The organism is Psychrobacter sp. H29 (assembly GCF_059073055.1).
The window spans coordinates 2,302,924-2,321,633 of record NZ_JCACRY010000001.1; the positions used below are offsets into that span (position 1 = coordinate 2,302,924).

General features: G+C 43.8%; 13 protein-coding genes. 10 read left to right on the forward strand and 3 right to left on the reverse strand.

Going from position 1 to position 18,710, the window contains the following annotated elements:
• Positions 1–185: 185 nt before the first annotated feature.
• Entirely contained in the window at positions 186–2,990 is a 2,805-nt protein-coding gene (plsB, locus tag AC5JP1_RS09340; RefSeq protein ID WP_493843924.1) for a glycerol-3-phosphate 1-O-acyltransferase PlsB, read from the forward strand.
• Between the two features lie 103 nt (positions 2,991–3,093).
• On the opposite strand, the gene ettA is transcribed toward plsB, so the two are convergent.
• Positions 3,094–4,755: an energy-dependent translational throttle protein EttA gene (gene ettA, locus AC5JP1_RS09345; RefSeq protein WP_057757965.1), complete on the reverse strand. Its 1,662-nt coding sequence runs from the start codon at positions 4,753–4,755 to the stop codon at positions 3,094–3,096.
• 419 nt (positions 4,756–5,174) lie between these two features.
• On the opposite strand from ettA, the gene AC5JP1_RS09350 reads away from it, so the two are divergent.
• From AC5JP1_RS09350 to AC5JP1_RS09365, 4 genes are all read left to right on the forward strand, one after another.
• Complete coding sequence (locus AC5JP1_RS09350; RefSeq protein ID WP_493843925.1) at positions 5,175–6,401, forward strand: flavin reductase family protein; 1,227 nt, start codon at positions 5,175–5,177, stop codon at positions 6,399–6,401.
• A 254-nt stretch (positions 6,402–6,655) separates the two neighbouring features.
• On the forward strand, positions 6,656–8,083 hold the full coding sequence (locus AC5JP1_RS09355) for a fatty acid desaturase family protein (protein WP_493843926.1): 1,428 nt from the start codon (positions 6,656–6,658) through the stop codon (positions 8,081–8,083).
• Between the two features lie 302 nt (positions 8,084–8,385).
• The gene (locus AC5JP1_RS09360) at positions 8,386–8,679 is read left to right on the forward strand and encodes a GNAT family N-acetyltransferase (RefSeq protein WP_319052232.1); all 294 of its coding nucleotides are present in this window, start codon (positions 8,386–8,388) and stop codon (positions 8,677–8,679) included.
• A 279-nt stretch (positions 8,680–8,958) separates the two neighbouring features.
• Positions 8,959–9,252 carry a 4a-hydroxytetrahydrobiopterin dehydratase gene (locus AC5JP1_RS09365; RefSeq protein WP_493843927.1) on the forward strand — a complete coding sequence of 98 codons (294 nt, stop codon included), beginning with the start codon at positions 8,959–8,961 and terminating at the stop codon, positions 9,250–9,252.
• Between the two features lie 108 nt (positions 9,253–9,360).
• On the opposite strand, the gene AC5JP1_RS09370 is transcribed toward AC5JP1_RS09365, so the two are convergent.
• Positions 9,361–9,516, reverse strand: a complete 156-nt coding sequence (locus AC5JP1_RS09370; protein ID WP_114701374.1) for a DUF1328 domain-containing protein — start codon at positions 9,514–9,516, stop codon at positions 9,361–9,363.
• A gap of 474 nt (positions 9,517–9,990) precedes the next feature.
• Between AC5JP1_RS09370 and AC5JP1_RS09375 the strand changes: the two genes are divergently transcribed.
• The 3 genes from AC5JP1_RS09375 (at position 9,991) to AC5JP1_RS09385 (ending at position 13,570) form a co-directional block, all read left to right on the forward strand.
• Positions 9,991–11,277 carry a saccharopine dehydrogenase family protein gene (locus tag AC5JP1_RS09375; RefSeq protein WP_493843928.1) on the forward strand — a complete coding sequence of 429 codons (1,287 nt, stop codon included), beginning with the start codon at positions 9,991–9,993 and terminating at the stop codon, positions 11,275–11,277.
• A gap of 499 nt (positions 11,278–11,776) precedes the next feature.
• Positions 11,777–12,613, forward strand: a complete 837-nt coding sequence (locus tag AC5JP1_RS09380) for a hypothetical protein (protein WP_493843929.1) — start codon at positions 11,777–11,779, stop codon at positions 12,611–12,613.
• 432 nt (positions 12,614–13,045) lie between these two features.
• Positions 13,046–13,570, forward strand: coding sequence for a hypothetical protein (locus tag AC5JP1_RS09385; RefSeq protein ID WP_493843930.1), 525 nt, complete (start codon positions 13,046–13,048; stop codon positions 13,568–13,570).
• 120 nt (positions 13,571–13,690) lie between these two features.
• Here the strand turns inward: AC5JP1_RS09385 and AC5JP1_RS09390 are convergent, their stop codons facing one another.
• Positions 13,691–16,225, reverse strand: coding sequence for a Tex family protein (locus AC5JP1_RS09390; protein WP_493843931.1), 2,535 nt, complete (start codon positions 16,223–16,225; stop codon positions 13,691–13,693).
• A 376-nt stretch (positions 16,226–16,601) separates the two neighbouring features.
• Between AC5JP1_RS09390 and ompR the strand changes: the two genes are divergently transcribed.
• Together ompR and AC5JP1_RS09400 are read left to right on the forward strand one after the other, a co-directional pair.
• A complete protein-coding gene (ompR, locus tag AC5JP1_RS09395; RefSeq protein ID WP_319050677.1) occupies positions 16,602–17,360 on the forward strand; it encodes an osmolarity response regulator transcription factor OmpR in 759 nt (252 codons plus the stop codon).
• A 67-nt stretch (positions 17,361–17,427) separates the two neighbouring features.
• The gene (locus AC5JP1_RS09400) at positions 17,428–18,666 is read left to right on the forward strand and encodes a CobW family GTP-binding protein (RefSeq protein WP_493843932.1); all 1,239 of its coding nucleotides are present in this window, start codon (positions 17,428–17,430) and stop codon (positions 18,664–18,666) included.
• Positions 18,667–18,710: the final 44 nt, after the last annotated feature.

The following is an 18,710-nucleotide window of genomic DNA, read 5'->3' on the forward strand; positions in this document are numbered from 1 at the left end:
ACCACTGTATTATTACGCCAAACACCGTCATATTTCAAATATTTGGATTTTTTATATCATCTATCACTTACTATAGCGTGACCAGACCGTATTAATATTCGCAGTATATGCAGACACGATATATCGCTTTGATGGCTTTTATGGCATCATAAGCGCAACATATTTGACTATTTTTGATACTGATTATGATACCGAAGTTCCTAAAAAAACGGATTTTTAAAGCGCCAGTCGCGACTGATCGTACATCTGAAACTGACACTCCTGAAACTGACGCCGGTCCAGTCGCCACTAAGCCATACTCGAATGCACCGATCAATCAGTTGTATCGCAAGCTATCGGGGCAGCTACTCGATGTCGCGGTCAAACCCAAGCTACTTGGAGAATTGCCTGAGTTTGATAACGACGATCAGATACTCAGGTTTTATGTGCTACAGGACTATTCTCGCTCCAATAGTATTTTGATTGATTTACAGACGCAAGAGCACAACTTGCCGCCTGCATTGGTTGGGGTAAATGATACGGCCCACGGCATTAAAGAAAACGCTGCTATCATATTTTTGAACCACCCACATGCCAAAGATAATCCCTTATCCCCTCGCCTTTCGCGCTTGGTGTCTGCGGTCTTGCAACATCCAGAACTAAAGGTCCGCCTAGTGCCGGTGTCTATCTTATGGGGACGCGCACCTGAAAAAGAAGACTCGCTGTTTAAGCTGCTCACTGCTGATAACTGGCAGGACCCTAGTATCACTAGGCAGTTATTTAATATCGGTGTGATGGGCCGCGATACTTTTGTACAGTTTCATCCACCGCAAGACTTACGTACCATTATCAACGACAGCCTCAAAGGCGATGTAGAAGGACCTGCTGTTTTTGACTCGGTTTCTACAGACTTGGCTACGGCAGAACTAACACCAACTAACGCCAAAAGTGCTGAAGACACCTCTACAAACAATGATGCAAAAACTGATGCCGAGGTAGCACCCAGCTATACTCTGGTTGCAGCCGCGGACGGCAATCGCGAGCTCGTACGTATGCTACAGCAGCAGTTGACGATCTATCTAGATAAGCAACGCGCCAGCATGCTGGGACCGGACTTGTCAGACAAACGTAACCTAGTGGACAAACTGGTGTACTCGCCTGCCATCAAACACGCCATCGAGATGGAAGCAGCAGAGACAGGCACTAGCGTTCGAGACGCTCGTAGCCAGGCCCGTGGCTATGCCAATGAGATGGTCAATGACTACTCTCATTCTATTATTCGCGGATTCTATAAGTTTTTGACATGGCTATGGACGCAGTTATACGATGGCGTCGAAGTACATCACTTCGAGCGAGTGCGCGATCTAGCGACCGATTATGAGCTGATTTATGTGCCTTGCCATCGCAGCCACGTTGACTATTTATTACTGTCTTATGTCATCTACAAGCGCGGTTTGAGTATCCCTTATGTCGCAGCAGGTGATAACTTAGATGTACCTGTATTGGGCCCACTATTACGCGGTGCCGTCGCTTTTTACATTCGTCGTAGTTTCCGCGGGAACGCCCTGTATACTGCGGTACTACGTGAATACATGCACACTCTCATTACGCGTAATACCCCGATTGAGTACTTTATCGAAGGTGGTCGCTCACGCTCAGGTCGCCTACTACCTCCAAAGATGGGTATGCTTGCGATGACAGTGCATAGTCAATTGCGCAAAACCAATAAACCTGTGGTCTTTATTCCAACTTATATTGGTTACGAGCGTATCATGGAAGGCGGTACTTATGTTGGTGAGCTAAAAGGCAAACCAAAAGAGTCAGAGTCTTTGATTGGATTACTCAAAGTTGGTCGTAAGATTGAGCGCATCTTTGGCAATGTACATTTGAGCTTTGGTACACCGCTGCATCTTAGCGACTTTATGGCCAAGTTTGATGTTCCTGCTGACAGCCTGCCATCCGATCGTACTGACTCACCGCTCGATGAAAAAACCAGCGCTATGGTTGATAACATCGGTGTGAAAGTCATGCAGCATATTAACAAAGCAGCAGTGGTGACGCCTGTCTCGCTATTATCATTGGTTTTGCTGTCCGCACCGAAAGCTGCATTGGATGAAAATAGCTGCCGTGAGCAGATCGCTTTATATCAAGGCCTTGCTCAGCAACTGGTCTATGCAGAGGATACGGTGATCACCGATATGACACCGCAGCAAATCATCGATTATGGCATCAAGCTGAAATTGATCGAACGTACGCCGCATATCTTGGGTGATATTATTCAGGTTGCAGGCAAGCAAGCTGCCCTGCTCAGTTACTTCCGCAACAATATTTTGCATGTGTTTATTCTATTGTCGTTCTTGTCCGCGCTAGTCGCTCGCAACGGCCGTATCAAACGCAGTCGCCTAGACAGTATCGCTGAGCAGCTATACCCATTCTTGCAGGGTGAGCTATTTTTATACTACCCCGCACATGGCTTGGCTGAGACCCTCAACAAAAAAGTCGACAGCTTACTCTCTCATGGGCTGATTGTTGAGCTGGGTGATGACACGCTTAGCGTTCCTGAGTCTAATAGTAAGCACTATCAGCAGCTGCAAGTGCTAGCCACTCCAGTTGGTCAAAGCCTTGAGCGTTACTTTATGACACTTGCCCTACTCGCTCAGCAGGGCTCTGGCAATTTAACTGAAAACGAAGTTGTTGACCTGTGTCATCTGCTCGGACAGCGTTTGTCTGTGCTTTATGCAGATGATATTCCTGACTTCTTTGATCGTGCCTTGTTTACCAGTTTCATTAGTGCATTGACTCGTCTTGACTATCTACAAAAAGATGATGAAACAGGCATACTGACTTTCGATCATCGCATTAACGACATCGCTCATCATGCTAAGTACGTGCTAACGCCTGATATGATGCAAATCTTGCAGCAAGTCGCTAGTTTGGACGAAGAAGAAATTACTCATGCCATTACTGAGATTAGTAATAAAAAACAGCGTAAATTTGGGCGTAAGCGTTAATTTTAACGGATACCCATACCCTTTAAGATTTTAAGCTAAACAAAAAAAAGACCGCTAATGATTAGCGGTCTTTTTTTGGATTGAACTATATTAAGCAGCCGTATTAGTTAGTAATTTTCTTATACTTGGCACGTTTAGGACTGGCATCATCACCCATCGTCTTTTTACGATACGCTTCAAACTCAGTATAGTTACCATCGAACCAAACCGGGCCTTCTTCTTCAAATGCCAAGATATGAGTCGCGATACGATCAAGGAACCAGCGATCATGCGATACGACCATTACTGTACCTGGGAATACTTGAATCGCATCCTCTAGTGCACGTAAGGTTTCGATATCCAAATCGTTTGATGGTTCATCGAGCAGCAATACGTTTGCGCCTTGCTTTAGCGTCTTCGCCAATTGTAGACGGTTACGCTCACCACCTGATAATTGACCAACGTGCTTTTGCTGATCTGAGCCTTTGAAGTTAAAACGTCCAATATAGGCACGGCTTGGCGTGGTGTAGTCGCCAACGGTAATGATATCAAGGCCGTCAGAAACTTCTTCCCATACGGTTTTGTTGTCATCTAGATGATCACGTACCTGACCGACATAGGCAACTTTAACACTTTCACCCAAATCAACCGAACCAGTATCTGGCGTATCGCGCTCAGTAATCATGTTAAACAGCGTGGTTTTACCCGCACCATTTGGACCGATAATACCAACGATACCACCAGCTGGTACGTTAAAACTTAGGTTTTCATACAGCAGACGATCGCCAAATGATTTAGAGATGTCATTGATCTCAATAACCTTGTTACCCAAACGTGGACCAGGTGGAATGTAAATCTCAGAAGTCTCATTACGTTTTTGGAACTCAGTTGAGTTCAATTCTTCAAAACGCTGTACACGAGATTTAGACTTAGCCTGTTGGCCTTTTTGGTTTTTGCGAATCCACTCAAGCTCTTTTTTCAGCGCTTTAGCAAATGATTCTTCTTGCTTGTTCTGCTGCTCTAGACGCGTGTTCTTTTGCTCTAGCCATTCAGTATAGTTGCCTTCATACGGATAGCCATGGCCACGGTCAAGCTCCAATATCCACTGAGCAACATTATCCAAGAAATAGCGATCATGGGTAATGGCAACGATAGTACCACTGTAGTTCTGCAAGAACTGCTCTAGCCATGCAACAGACTCGGCGTCCAAATGGTTGGTCGGTTCGTCAAGTAATAGCATGTCAGGGCGCGACAATAGTAGACGACATAGTGCCACACGGCGTTTCTCACCACCTGATAGTTTGCTAACGTCAGCATCCCATGGTGGCAGACGTAGCGCGTCGGCTGCTTTTTCTAGCTGGTTATTTAAGTTGTGCGCATCCCAAGACTGGATGATATCTTCCATCTTACCTTGCTCTTCAGCAAGTTTATCAAAATCAGCATCAGGCTCTGCGTATTCAGCATAGATAGCATCTAGACGTGCTAGCGCATCTAACGCTTCGCGCATACCATCTTCGACATTACCACGAACGTCTTTGCTGTCATCTAGCTGTGGTTCCTGTGGCAGATAGCCAACTTTGGTACCTGCTTGCGCGCGTGCTTCACCACTAAACTCAGTATCCACGCCTGCCATGATACGTAGCAAGGTTGATTTACCTGAACCGTTGATACCTAGGACACCAATTTTGGCACCAGGGAAAAACGATAGGTTGATGTTCTTTAGAATTTCACGCTTAGGGGGAACAAGTTTTGACACGTTGTTCATCGTGTAGATATATTGAGCCATTAACACTCCGATAGACTGCATAGAAGAGAACAGCAAATACCACTCAGCAATGATGCCAAGCGTGCTGTACCTCAAAATCAGGGTTACAAATTATAGGTTATTATCGCATTGTGGCGCATACCCTGCAAGCTAACAGGTTGTTTTCCCCTTTGTTTTGCTACTTTTGGTATTAAGCCATCTACTTTAGTGATATAAGTTTTCTAAAAGAGTCACTTAAAAGTTTGACTCAATACGCAAACCTAACATTCTGATTCATTAGTGTTTTATAAAAACCACAAAAAGTAGCATCAAAAATTTCGCAAATTTAATCAATAGTCGTTAGCATGTTAGGATAGCTTAATAGCGTTGGACAAATAGTTTGACGTAATTGTCTACAACATGACTAGAGAGCTACCGCATGACTGTCAAGCTGACATCGAATGTGCAACATTCATCTCAATCACAATGATAAAGGTACTGGTAATATGGCCACCGGCTATCGCCCTGAAATAGTTCAACGTGCGTTTGTCGATTTTATCGGATCGCGCCTCCATCCATTTTGGTCGCTGACGACGCCGAAGCTCAGACTTGTTGCGCGGTATCCATTGAGCGATGATTTGATTGCACTCAGATTTGAGACCAATGGCGCCTTTAGACAGCAATCTTTTAAAGAGACAGAGAGTTGGCAAGGCGGTCAGTATCTTGATTTACGCGTGCTCATCGATGGCGTGTATCATCAGCGCAGCTATTCAATAGTAGGATTGGCAAACCAGCCATTATGGTGGTCAGATGATACCAATACAAAAGCAGCAAAAAGCCGTCGCCATACAGTGACTATCGCTATCAAACCGCAAGGATTGATATCCAATTACCTTGCTGAGCAAATGCCGATGGCTAGCGTCGTTGATACGAGTGTGCCACTGGGTAGTTTCACTTTAGCAAAAACAAACTTAGATAATAAAAGACTCAACCCTTTGTTATTTGTCGCTGGCGGTAGTGGTATTACGCCTATGTTAGGACTTATTACGCAAGCGCTAGAGATCGGACATCCAGTGACTCTGCTGCATTATAGTCGTTCTGAACTGTCACAGCTTGAGCACCAGTGGCAACAACTAGGCGATGTACACTCGACCTTTACCTATCATCTGATTCGTACTGACACTCCTGCGACCTACTTGGCTGGTGAGCGCTACTTGAGTGCAGATAGCCTGACGGCACTCAATCTGCCTCTAGCAGACACAACAATATTTGCATGTGGCTCACAAACTCTCTTAGCTGGCCTGTACAAAGCGGTAGCAGAGATCAGCTTACTCGAGGGTATCCAGCTACGCGACAATATTATTGTAGAAAACTTCGGTAGTGCGTTACCTGATTTTGAGGGTGATAGTGACCAGATAGATCGACAGCCACAGACAGAAGCGCACACCGTTTATCTACGTGCACGTCAACGACAGTTTAGCAGTAACACGACTTTACTACTGGCTGCTGAGAGCGCAGATCTACGCCTAGCCTATGGTTGTCGGCAAGGTATTTGCCAGTTGTGCCGCTGCAATAAAGTCAGTGGCGTGGTCAAAAACATCCAAACAGGTAAGCTCAGCCACGACGGCTACGAGTCTATCCAGACTTGTATCAATATCGCGATGACTGACGTGGTATTAGACGTTTAAGGCGTGTCATCATTTCATTTGTGGTGTCAGACTTAAGATTTGGCCATTTTAAGCCGACTAAATTCAAAGATAGGCCAGTTCATGACATGCCTCATTAATATTGAAATAAAAATACGACCATTGACCCCTAACTATTGACCTCTTAAAACTAAAAAATAGACTGATGTTAACTCATATTGTATGCTAAAACTCAGATGACTTATTAAACCGGATCCAGTGCTGCTTATTCGTGCCGTTTCGGTTAAGGATTATTTATGCGCTTATTACCACCTATTACTCCAGCACAATCTGCCGTACCTACCTTGACGCCACTATCCGATACACAACGTGCAGCTCAAGGGCAGCTAGCATTAGCCCCAGAGATGTCTGACGCTCATAGCGACGATAAAATAACTGGCAGTGATAACCCGACAAGCTTGCCATCACAGTCAGCTCGCTATCCAACACTGAGTAGTGCACCACTCACAAAAATACAAAGTGAGGCTTTAGGAGCAGAGCTAGATACTATCTATAAGAACGTGATGGATTCACTGGGCAGTGATGATGCTCGTTACATTCAGCGAATATATGCCACTGTGGCCTACAGTGAGGTTGCCGCACGTGGTCTTCTTGCCGCAGTAGGACGTATGCCGTCGCGGCGCTCACAAGTAGCGACTTGGCTACTGGGCACATCCTTACTGAGCTTTAGCAAGATATTAAACAATATGGAGCTTGGGCACAATGTCATGCATGGGCAATACGACTGGATGCAGCACCCGCACCTCAACAGTCAAAAATTTGATTGGGATATTGTCTGTCCTGCGCCATTATGGCAGCACTCTCACAACTACCTGCATCACACATTTACCAATATTGTTGGTCGTGATCATGATGTCGGTTACCATCTGATCAGGGTCACTGATGAGCAGCCATGGGTACCAGAAGACCGTTATAATTTACTCAGTACAGCAGGGTTGGCACTTGGGTTTGAGTGGGCGGTTGCTTTTCATGATATTCAGATTAGCGCAGATGAGTATGCGGATTCTCCTGAGCTGCACCAAATCATGCAGCAAAAATCTCGTGCCCTATTTGCCAAAATCGGACGGCAAATGGGTAAGGACTATGTTGTATTGCCAACGATAGCAGCAATGACACTAGGACGCCGTAGCGCTGTGAGTACACTGAGTGGTAATGTCACAGCTAATATTGTCCGTAACCTATGGACATGGGCGGTGATTTTTTGTGGTCACTTCACTGAGCAAGCGCATATCTACACCCGCCTCGATGCTGATGAAAGCAAAAGCGACTGGTACGTGCGGCAGATCCTTGGTTCTAGTAACATCAAGGGTAGCAAGTGGTTTCATATTTTGACAGGCAATCTATCCCATCAGATTGAGCATCATATCTTCCCTGATATGCCAGCCCGCCACTACGCTAGAATTGCGCCGCAAGTACAGGCCATATGCCACAAATATAATCTGGCATACAACACTGGGCGCTTTAGTACACAGCTTCGACAAGTCTTAGGACGCATTCATTACTTTAGCAAACCTAGCGGACAAGAGTGGCAAGCGTACCAGCAGTCGGTATCACGTACGGACAATACTACCACCAATGATGCTAAACCAGAGATGGAGGACGAAGGTGGACTCAGTCGGTTCTTGCCTCCTGTGGTTCGTAAAGCCATCTCATACGCACGGTGATATATTTAGATTGTTACTCTGATACATCGATGCTAGATGCTTACGCGCTTAAATAACTGAGTGCCTAGATAACTGAGTGCTTAAGTGATTGGGAAATGCCTAGCAGAGACAAGACCTTAATAATGTTAACAATCACCCTATCGACCCTTACGGTAAGCGTCTAGAATATTTAGTATCAATGTTACATAGTTATATATTCAATTAGCAAAATAGGATTCGATAGGTCCCTACTGCTAGCGCCTTAACACTCAAAGACCTTTAACCTACAATAAAAATTCGATAATAATAAATGGAGTTTATCAATGAGTAACCAAGTTTCTAAATCAGAATTAGATATTATGCATAATCAAGCAGCAAAACGTTTTGAGACATCTATTGACGGTCAAACTGGCTATATCAGTTATCAAGAGCGTGATAACACACTTGTATACGATCACACCATTGTCCCTCAGCAGCTAGGCGGCCAAGGTGTTGGGTCTGCATTGGTTGTACATGCGTTGGACTATGCACGTGCGCAAGACAAGAAAGTCATACCACAGTGTTCATTTGTAGCCTCGTACATTAGCAAACATCCTGAGTATCAAGATTTGATCTAGCCTGTTGTCTATCATCGCGACAGTCTGTGCCAAACCATGGTTTTAACAATGATAGATTAGGGCTTGTCCCTAATTCAAACATTTATCACTAAATGGAATAAAAATGGCTAAATCTTTGACAAATGGCGGCAAATAGCTGGTCAATATCTCGATATTATCTGCGCGATTTTCCTTATTTGTCTGCGATTTATCTCATTTTTATCATCATTTTCAAAATAGGGACACGCCCGCACATAACTGTTAATCAACCAATCCGATACAACAATAAAGGTTATTAATATGAGTAGTTTATCTGACAAACAAATCAATCTACAGCTAGAAGACCTTGCTGGTTGGCAGCGTAATGGTAACAGCATCGTCAAGACCTACCACTTTGCTGATTTTATCGAAGCTATGAGCTTTATGAATCAAGCAGCATTTCATTCTGAAGCACTCGAACATCACCCTGAATGGCGCAATACATACAACATAGTAGAAGTACGCCTGACCAATCAGGATACAGGCGGTATTTCTAGTTTGGATATTCGCTTAGCAAAACGAATGGAACATATCGTTCAGCCCAAACGTTTATAGTATTACGCCGAGCGCATTGATAAGTAATTTTTTTAGTCAGACATAAAAAAGACCCTAATGTTAGGGTCTTTTTTATAATTATGAATTTCTTAGAACGATAAGCTTTTTTTACATTTTACGACTAACAAATGCGACGATAAATAAGATGACCGCAACGGCTAAGAAAATGTATGCCAGATTAGCAGATAGTCCTGCTACACCGCCAAAACCTAGTAAACTTGCTAATAGTGCAACTACTGCGAAAATAATAGCCCAACGAAACATAATATTCTCCTAAAATAATTGTTAAAAACCAGATAGTAAACTTTATATAGTATCCATTTAACTTCTTGTTTTTTTGATACCAGTCATATCTGCTTACAAACATAGATTAGCAATATTTTTTTCTAAAGAGCGTACACTTTGGTAATGATATCGGTAGGTTATGTAAACTTTGTAGCAACTCCTAGTGCCTTTTATTTTTTATTGTCTTAATAATTACGCTATTTGGGATTATCCAATATCTTTTGATAATCTACTTATTGATTTATAGCTGTGTACTTTATAGCTGTGCCTATTAGAACTATATACCTATTAGAAATATAGATAAGTAGCATGAGGATAGATGCCCTAACTGTTTTCTGAAACAGATGTTTAGCAATGAAAACTGTAGCGACTCCATAAACTCCTAACCTATTTAAACCACTTGGTTTATAGTTTAAGGTCACATGATTACTCACCCTATTAAGGATAATACCCATGAATACTGACACGGACACCTCAAAATCATTAAAACAGAGCAACAATGATAACCGCCCCTATGCCGTTATCTTGTACGGGGCAACGAGCTTCGTAGGTCAAATCACTGCTCATTACCTAACCAACTTTTTGTCTAATGCCAAAAACAAAGACGGTTCTAATATTACTTGGGCGATTGCAGGGCGCGACGAAGACAAGCTAAATAAACTACAGTCAAAGCTTGAGAGCACAGTAGACATTATCATTGCCAACAGCAAAGATCCTGCCAGTCTCGATGACATGACAAAGCAGACACAAGTTATCATCTCAACCGTTGGTCCCTATCTAAAATATGGTGAGCCACTGATAAAATCTTGTGCTGAAAACGGCACTGATTATGTCGACCTTACCGGTGAGGCGATTTTTATTAAAGATATGATGGACAAGTATCAAGATACTGCCAAACAAAGCGGCGCACGTATCGTAAACTCTTGTGGCTTCGATTCTATCCCATCAGACTTGGGCGTTTATTTCTTACAAGAAAAGGCAGAAGAGAAGTTTGGCGAAACTTGTAATGTGATCAATATGCGCGTAAAAGCGGCGAAAGGTGGCATTTCTGGTGGAACGATTGCCTCGATGGCGTCTATCTTTGAAGAAGCTGGAGAAGATAAATCACGCCGTAAACAAGTCGCCAACCCTTACTTGCTGAATGACGACGCAGAGGCGCCCAATGTACGTCAAGACAATGTCAGCAAACCAAAGTACGATAGCAACCATAAACGTTGGTTAGCGCCTTTTGTGATGGCGACCATTAATACGCGTATTGTCCATCGCAGCAACCAACTACTCAGTTATGAATATGGTCGCGATTTCAAATATGACGAAGCCATGTGGATGCAAGATGGCGTTAAAGGCAAACTATCAAGCTATGCTATGAGTGCAGGGTTGCTGGGTTTCGCTACCGCCATGATGATCAAGCCAAGCCGTGAGTTGTTATCTAAGCATGTCCTTCCTAAGGCAGGGTCAGGCCCGTCTAAAGATGAGCAAGAAAACGGCTATTTCGATATTCGTCATTTTGGAAAAACGGCTAAAAATGACACTATCACTGTCAAAGTCACAGGTGATAAAGACCCTGGTTATGGCAGTACCTCTCGTATGATTGCACAAGCAGCATTGTGTCTGGCACAAGATGTGAGTAAAGAGGACGTCGGCGGTGGATTTTGGACACCAGCTTCTGCAATGGGGGATAATTTGATATCTCGTCTAGAAGAACACTCAGGTCTGAGCTTTGAGGTTGTCGACGGCTAGTCGCTCGAACAATTTTTAAATAGCGATGGGTTAACGCTTATTACTTTTATGACCGTATCTTGGTAACAAGGTACGGTTTTTTAATGGCTGCACGTTTATCAATTTTGCAGTGCATGTTAACAAATACTAATACCGTACTTTTTTAGTAAACAATGTTGCAGCTTTTCGATTTTTTAATACATTATGCTACACATTCCTAGCGTAATGTCACAGCCATAACTGAGGCAGTACGCTAGGATGAAACAGGTCATAAAGTCCGTTCTATAGAAAATAAAAAAGAGACATACAGAAAGGCGCATCAAATTTATAGCGGAAATTTAAAAACAGTTTTGACATACTAATTATTTAAGAAAAAAGAAAACGAAAAAAATAAGTAAACGTATTGGTTAAAGGATTAAGTATTGCTTAAAGAAGTGATACTAGACATAAGAATAGTTCTAGCTTCTTATAAGACAGAGAAACAGCAGGATTGCTAACATTAACTAAAAAGGAAATAACGATGAAATTGAATGTATTAACAGCCGCCATATTAAGTTCAGGTTTTGCTTTTTTTGCCAGTTCAGCTAATGCCGCCATGGTGACAGACGGTCATGGTAATGTTGGTTACGACAGTTATGAAGAATGCGTGACTGCCGTTCGAGATGGCTCAGCCAAATTCTATACCCCATATACGTATCAAAACCCAAAACGCCAGGCTGGTGAAGCAACTGTCGGCAAAATGCGATTGTCTGAAGTCATGATCCCTCAGAGCGTTGTTAATAGTAATAATTTGCCTACCAGCAACTATTCAGCTGGTGCTTGTGACTTAGGTGTTGGTCAAGCAAACGGTCGCTATGGTGTATCAGGAGACTTGGTCGGCAAGTACATCCCTATTGCAGCTGACATGCCTGTCAACGTCTACATGGACAGTGCAGGAAACCCTGTACGCCTGAGCATGCAACAATGTGATAACCATTTTGGCGGCAAGTTCCCTACTCCTATCGTAGGTGAGGTAGCAGCGCCAGAAGCACAACTCGCTATCGCTGAAGCACGTAGCGTAGAACCAGTGATGATTGAGACCACCCGTGTCATCCGCCCTACAAGTTACAGAGTTAAAGAAGTTATCCTCGTGCCAGAAAACCAAGTCAAAAGTATTAATACAGCTAGAGGAGATGCCATTGCCATTGAAAACAGTGCCAATGACACGGTTATCGTTGGGAAAAAAGCAGATGTTGATGTTATTAATAATATAGCAGTGACTCAGAGCTACCCTGTGATAGACCTATCTGATGATAATAGTGACAATCAGCAACGCTCAATGAATTCTGATGATACTGAGTACATGATTATTGAATAAAAACGGTGATGCATGTACCAATAGTCATAGAGCTTGATTTCATAACATCACAAGAATATACCAAGCTGTTAGAACTTTAATGAGTTTACTACTGAAATACCAGCTATATAGCTGGTATTTTGCTTTTACCAATTAGAACAAGGTTAAATCAAAAGCTGATCACATTTATATATGCCCTTATTTAAGTCGATTTATATTCAAAGCAGTTTATATATAAATTACTTATTAATATCTAGGTTACTTATTATAAGTTACCTCATATAAGTTACCTCATATAAGTTACTTTTTTTAAAACACTTTAGCTAAGTGATTGTATTTGGATATAGATGTTAGGACTTGGGTATATAGATCGGTTTTCAATTATCAATTTATAGGTTTTGGAGCTTTACAATGAAAAAGAACGTTTTATCTTTAATCGTAGGAACTACTCTTATGTTACCAGCTGTAGCAATGGCTGCCCCTATGGGGAACAGTGACATTATGCCAGCAGATATGCGTAGCACGGCCGTTGACAACACTTTACGATCTGAAATAGAAGGTCCTGATGGTGAGCTACTAGCTACCCAACCTGGCGCTGTTGATATCGATGAGTCTGATGCCGACGATATGGACGACGAAGCCGATGACATGGGTGACGAAGCCGATGATATGATGCGTAATAAGGCCAACAATAATGCCGCTTTGAGAAACAACGCCCAGGTATCTACCAATGCTGCAGCAATGACTGCGGCGCCAACTGCTCAAGTTCCTGCACGTAGCGTCCAGACACCTAACATGCAGCACAGCAATGCAAACTATCAGCCATTGATTGCAGGTGAAGCGGCTTCCGATAATAAAATGGCAGATACCGCTAGTACTTTACAAGAAAAGAAAAGAGACAAACGCGGTGAGTTACTAGCCACACAGCCAGCCAATGTACAGTTCAAAGAAAACCGCCGTATTGCGGTATCGCGTTAAGGCTAACAATTTTTTTAAGTCAATCAATGCTTTATCACTGATTTACCGAACATAAAAAGGCAGCCATATGGCTGCCTTTTTACGTATTGCGATTGGTATATTACCTATACCGTAGCGTACTTATTTCTTTGTCTTAGTCACGCCAGCTTCTTGTAACAAGGCGCCAAGCGTACCCATCTTGCTCGGTGATTCAGCTTTGTCATTTTTGACTGGTTTACTACTGCGGTTACTGTTTGCATTGTCCGGACGCTTGCCGCGTGGTTTAGCGGAACGCTTATCAGTAGCTGGGCGACTATTATTTGGACGGTTGCTATTTGCAGGATTGCTACGTGGACGACTGGTTTTTTCGCCATCCGTATCTATAGCCGCTGTACGTGCAGGTTTCTCAGATTCAGGTTTCATACTAAAGCCGATACGCCCACGTTTTTCATCGATAGAGATGACACGTACCGATACGATATCACCTGGCTTGACGCGGTTCATAGGATCTGCGACAAAGTCATTAGCCATCTGTGAGATATGTACCAGACCATCCTGATGTACCCCTACGTCAACGAAACAACCAAAGGCCGTCACATTGGTGACAACGCCTTCTAGGGTCATCCCTTCGCTCAAATCTTTGATGCCATTCACATCATCACGGAAGTTAGCCGTTTTAAACTCAGGTCTTGGATCACGTGCAGGTTTAGCCAGTTCATCTAATATCGCTTTTACGCTGACATTATCATCGTTAGCCGCTAGTGTGGTCGTATCGATGGCATTCAGCACACCATCATTACCGATAACTTCTGGCAACGGCTTACCCGCTTGTGCCAATAAGCTATCGACCAAGGCATAACTTTCTGGATGTACGCCAGTCGCATCTAGTGGATTGCTACCATTATGGATACGCAAGAAGCCTGCTGCTTGCTCAAAAGTTTTAGCACCTAGGCGTGGGACATTTTTGAGTGCTTCACGACTATCAAAGGCGCCATGCTCACGGCGATACGTGACGATTTGCTGTGCCACATTGCGGTTAAGACCTGCTATGTGAGCTAAGATAGCAGGGCTCGCCGTATTGACGTCCACACCAACCGCATTCACGCTGTCTTGAGTGACTTTATCGAGACTATCCGCTAGCTGGTTCTGGTTCACGTCATGCTGATACTGACCAACACCGATAGCTTTCGGATCGACTTTGACAAGCTCTGATAACGGATCTTGCAGGCGACGTGCGATAGAAACGGCACCGCGTACAGAGACATCTAAGTTAGCAAGCTCATCACTGGCAAGCTCGCTCGCTGAATAGACAGACGCGCCCGACTCATTAACGATAACAGCTTTAGCTTTCAGTGCATCATTTGCCGCTAGAATCTCTTTAATCATCGCATCGGTTTCGCGGCTTGCCGTACCGTTACCGATAGCCACTAGGTCTACGTTATAAGTGCCTAATAGCTCATCAATGACTGTTTTGGCTTCAGTCATTTTGTTATCAGGTGCAAATGGATAAACCGTCGCGATGACAGGCTTTTCTTCGCTGTCTAGCATCACGTGACCTTGAGCGTCCACGATAGCCATCTTTACGCCATGACGGATACCAGGATCAACGCCCAAAATCACTTTGGGGCCTGCTGGTGCAGACATGAGTAGATGCTGTAAGTTGCTAGCGAATACATCAATCGCATCCGCTTCTGCGGCTAGACGCTTTTCAGTCAACAAGCGATGCTCGATATGCGGACGCCATTTGTCTTTCCACAAGCTACTGGCCGCTTCCGTCAAAAATTCACGACGTGCAGCCGGTGCTTTGGCATCAATATCAAAATTGCTAATGATTTTTTCGATAAAGGGGGCATCCTCGCCTTCAATCTTTAGACCCAAGACGTTCTCTTGACGACCACGTAACATTGCTAATAGACGATGATTTGGGAGACGAGCTAGGCTTTCGCTATGTTCAAAATAGTCTTTGAACTTCTCGCCCACTTCGCGCTTTTCTTCGCTCGCAACACTCGATACGATACTGGCAGTTTTGGCAAAACCACTACGCAAGTTATCTAGCAAGCCTAGTGCCTGTGTCCATTCATCAACGATAATTGCCTGTACGCCCGCGAGCTGTTTTTCAATATCGCTAAAATCAACTTCAATCTCATTACCACTATCATCAGTAATACTTGATTGGACTTGATAATCAGCCAATGCGTCAGTCGGAGTGGTTTCTTGCGTCAATACTGCTTGTGCAGCAACATCGAGACCTGCGGCACGCGCTTTGGCAGCAGGTGAACGACGACGTGGACGATATGGCAGATAGATATCTTCAAGCTCAAGCTTAGAGGTCGCATTATCGATACGCGCCTGTAGCTCATCAGTCAGATTGCCCTGTGTACTGAGTAGCTCCAAGATCTTGAGGCGACGTGTAGCCATATCACGCTCATAGTTCAAAGACTTCTCTAGTGCACGCAGCTGTGCATCGTCCAGATTTTGCGTCTTTTCTTTGCGGTAACGCGCAATAAAAGGAACGGTCGCGCCTTCATCATAAAGTTTCACAAACGCATTGACTTGAGCAGTCTTAATGCCAAGCGCGCGAGCAAGCTTGTCGTGAATATTCGCGTGTGTGGTTGCATCCAAAACCTGTGCATTTGTCGAGGCTTGAGATGACGTTAAGGTATCAGTGCTACTCATATACGTATCAATCGTTGAGAAATGTAGTTTTGCATTATAGCAAAAGCTGCATGAATAAAAATCCTTTTTATCTTTTCGTTATTTATCGTCTATTTTGTAGCGCAAATCGTTTTGTATCAAACGTTCCATGGCTTCGTTAAACAAACGCATACAGCATTTGTCCTTATGAGTGATGCAATTAACGGTGCAATCTTATACACTAAAGTATCAATGACACAAATATCGATATGCGTTGACATATTGAACAATAGTTTTTGATTTTGTGACGTATCTATTTTGCCCAATAACTAAATAATGGCAACCAATAGCAATGTTTTACTCATCGCTTTTGACTCGTAGTTTCTGCTAACAATAATTTTTATAAAAGGATGCCTGTATGACTGATAATAACAGCCCAGATACTTTGACTCAGCGTATTTTAGTCGTCGATGACGATGCCCGTCTGCGCTCTTTGCTGCAGCGCTTTCTAGAAGACGACGGGTTTGTGGTTCGTACTGCTCACGATGGCAGTCAAATGGACAAACTCATGCAGCGCGAGCTTTTCTCTCTGGTCGTACTAGATTTGATGTTGCCAGGTGAAGACGGTATCAGTATCTGTAAACGCTTACGCGAAGACAATGCTGACATCCCAATTATCATGCTGACCGCCAAAGGTGGCGATGCAGATCGCATCGCAGGTCTAGAAGCAGGTGCAGATGACTATCTGCCAAAGCCTTTTAATCCAAAAGAGCTATTGGCGCGTATCAAAGCAGTATTACGTCGTCAGAATCGTGAGCTCCCAGGCGCACCAAGTCATCAATTAGAAGTGGTTGAGTTTGGTCCATGGACCCTAGACTTATCAACTCGTACGCTCAAGCGCGACGGCAATGTAGTGACGCTTACCACAGGTGAATTCTCAGTGCTCAAAGCCTTGGTACAACATCCACGAGAGCCACTGACTCGTGATAAGCTGATGAATCTTGCTCGCGGGCGCGAATGGGGCGCGATGGAGCGATCTATTGACGTACAGGTATCACGTCTACGTCGTCTGATTGAGGATAATCCTTCCCAAGCGCGTTATATCCAAACGGTATGGGGTGTCGGCTATGTGTTCGTCCCTGACGAGGCTGAGGCAGACACCGTCAAAAGCGAGTAGCTTCTGACTACTATCATTTCCTTTTAGTATGGGTCGTGTTCGGTAACTCACAAATACGACCTATATAATGAGCATTTCTGTGAAAAATGCTGTTATTTTTCAAAATATACCCTGCACGTTAGTGACAGGGTTTTTAGGTGCTGGCAAAACCACAGTGATTAATCAGTTGCTTGCCGCAAAGCCTGATAACGAACACTGGGCTTTACTGATCAATGAGTTTGGTCGTATTGGTATTGATGGTGCACTCTTAGCAAGCTCACAAGCCAGCACGCTTGAGCAAAAGAACATTGCCATTCGTGAAGTCAGTGGCGGCTGTATCTGCTGTACCAGCCAGTTGCCCTTACAAATAGCGATCAGTCGTCTACTCAGTGACCATCATCCACAGCGACTCCTTATCGAGCCTACAGGGTTAGCTCATCCGCGCGAGCTTATATTACAGCTCAGTGCCCCGCACTGGCAGACAGCTTTGAAAATGAGCGCCGTGATCACTGTACTGAGCGCTGAGCAGTGGCAACAGACTAAATACCGTCATCATGATGGCTTTCAAGCGCATATCCGTGATGCCGATGTACTGATCATCAATCGCTATACTCAATTGAGTAGTAACGAAAAACAATCCTTGGTAGAGTGGATAGCCAAGCTCAATTCACAAGTAAAAATTGTTTGGGCAGTATCTGAACAAGTAGTGCCTGATATATCAGGCTCGTCAAATACCCCTTTAGCACATAACTACTTAGCAACGCTAAACGAGCAACTGCATAAGCCCAGCGCTATCATTTCAAACCAACGCAAAGTCAACATCGCTCATAATCAAAAACCTACGCTTGGCTCACTGTCACAGCCAAGCACTTTGGGAGTTTCATCATCTTCGAACGGTATTGGGGATGAGGCTGAGACTCAAGCTAATACTGATACCGAATTACCCTATCGATATCATGAAGAGCAGCAAGATTTTCAGCTGGCTGGATGGCGATTGCCTACACACTACGTGCTAGACGCTGATGAATTACAAAACTGGCTATTAGCACTGCCAAACTGGCAGCGTATCAAAGGCGTGGTACATACTTCAGATGGCTGGCTGCAACTCAACTTCAATCCTGGCAGTATAACTACCAAGACAATTGATGCACAGACTGACAGTCGGTTGGAGGTTATCTTACAGTTAGGCAATACTGTCGATACAAATGCTATCGATACAACTATAGAAAAAATAGAGACCGCATCCCATACTGAATCCTCATCAGACTCTGTAGATTGGGAAGCTTTTGATCGAGAGCTGATGGCGATGGTTATACAGTCGCTCTAGAATAAAAGCATTAACACAAAAAAATGAACATAAAAAAGCGACCT

Excerpts from the sequence above, each read along its gene's own strand:
- AC5JP1_RS09380 (WP_493843929.1), top strand. The coding sequence starts at position 11,777 with ATGAAATTGAATGTATTAACAGCCGCCATATTAAGTTCAGGTTTTGCT.
- plsB (WP_493843924.1), top strand. The coding sequence starts at position 186 with ATGATACCGAAGTTCCTAAAAAAACGGATTTTTAAAGCGCCAGTCGCG.
- AC5JP1_RS09390 (WP_493843931.1), bottom strand. The coding sequence starts at position 16,225 with ATGAGTAGCACTGATACCTTAACGTCATCTCAAGCCTCGACAAATGCA.
- AC5JP1_RS09370 (WP_114701374.1), bottom strand. The coding sequence starts at position 9,516 with ATGTTTCGTTGGGCTATTATTTTCGCAGTAGTTGCACTATTAGCAAGT.
- AC5JP1_RS09360 (WP_319052232.1), top strand. The coding sequence starts at position 8,386 with ATGAGTAACCAAGTTTCTAAATCAGAATTAGATATTATGCATAATCAA.
- ompR (WP_319050677.1), top strand. The coding sequence starts at position 16,602 with ATGACTGATAATAACAGCCCAGATACTTTGACTCAGCGTATTTTAGTC.
- AC5JP1_RS09365 (WP_493843927.1), top strand. The coding sequence starts at position 8,959 with ATGAGTAGTTTATCTGACAAACAAATCAATCTACAGCTAGAAGACCTT.
- AC5JP1_RS09400 (WP_493843932.1), top strand. The coding sequence starts at position 17,428 with ATGAGCATTTCTGTGAAAAATGCTGTTATTTTTCAAAATATACCCTGC.
- AC5JP1_RS09350 (WP_493843925.1), top strand. The coding sequence starts at position 5,175 with ATGTGCAACATTCATCTCAATCACAATGATAAAGGTACTGGTAATATG.
- ettA (WP_057757965.1), bottom strand. The coding sequence starts at position 4,755 with ATGGCTCAATATATCTACACGATGAACAACGTGTCAAAACTTGTTCCC.
- AC5JP1_RS09355 (WP_493843926.1), top strand. The coding sequence starts at position 6,656 with ATGCGCTTATTACCACCTATTACTCCAGCACAATCTGCCGTACCTACC.
- AC5JP1_RS09385 (WP_493843930.1), top strand. The coding sequence starts at position 13,046 with ATGTTACCAGCTGTAGCAATGGCTGCCCCTATGGGGAACAGTGACATT.
- AC5JP1_RS09375 (WP_493843928.1), top strand. The coding sequence starts at position 9,991 with ATGAATACTGACACGGACACCTCAAAATCATTAAAACAGAGCAACAAT.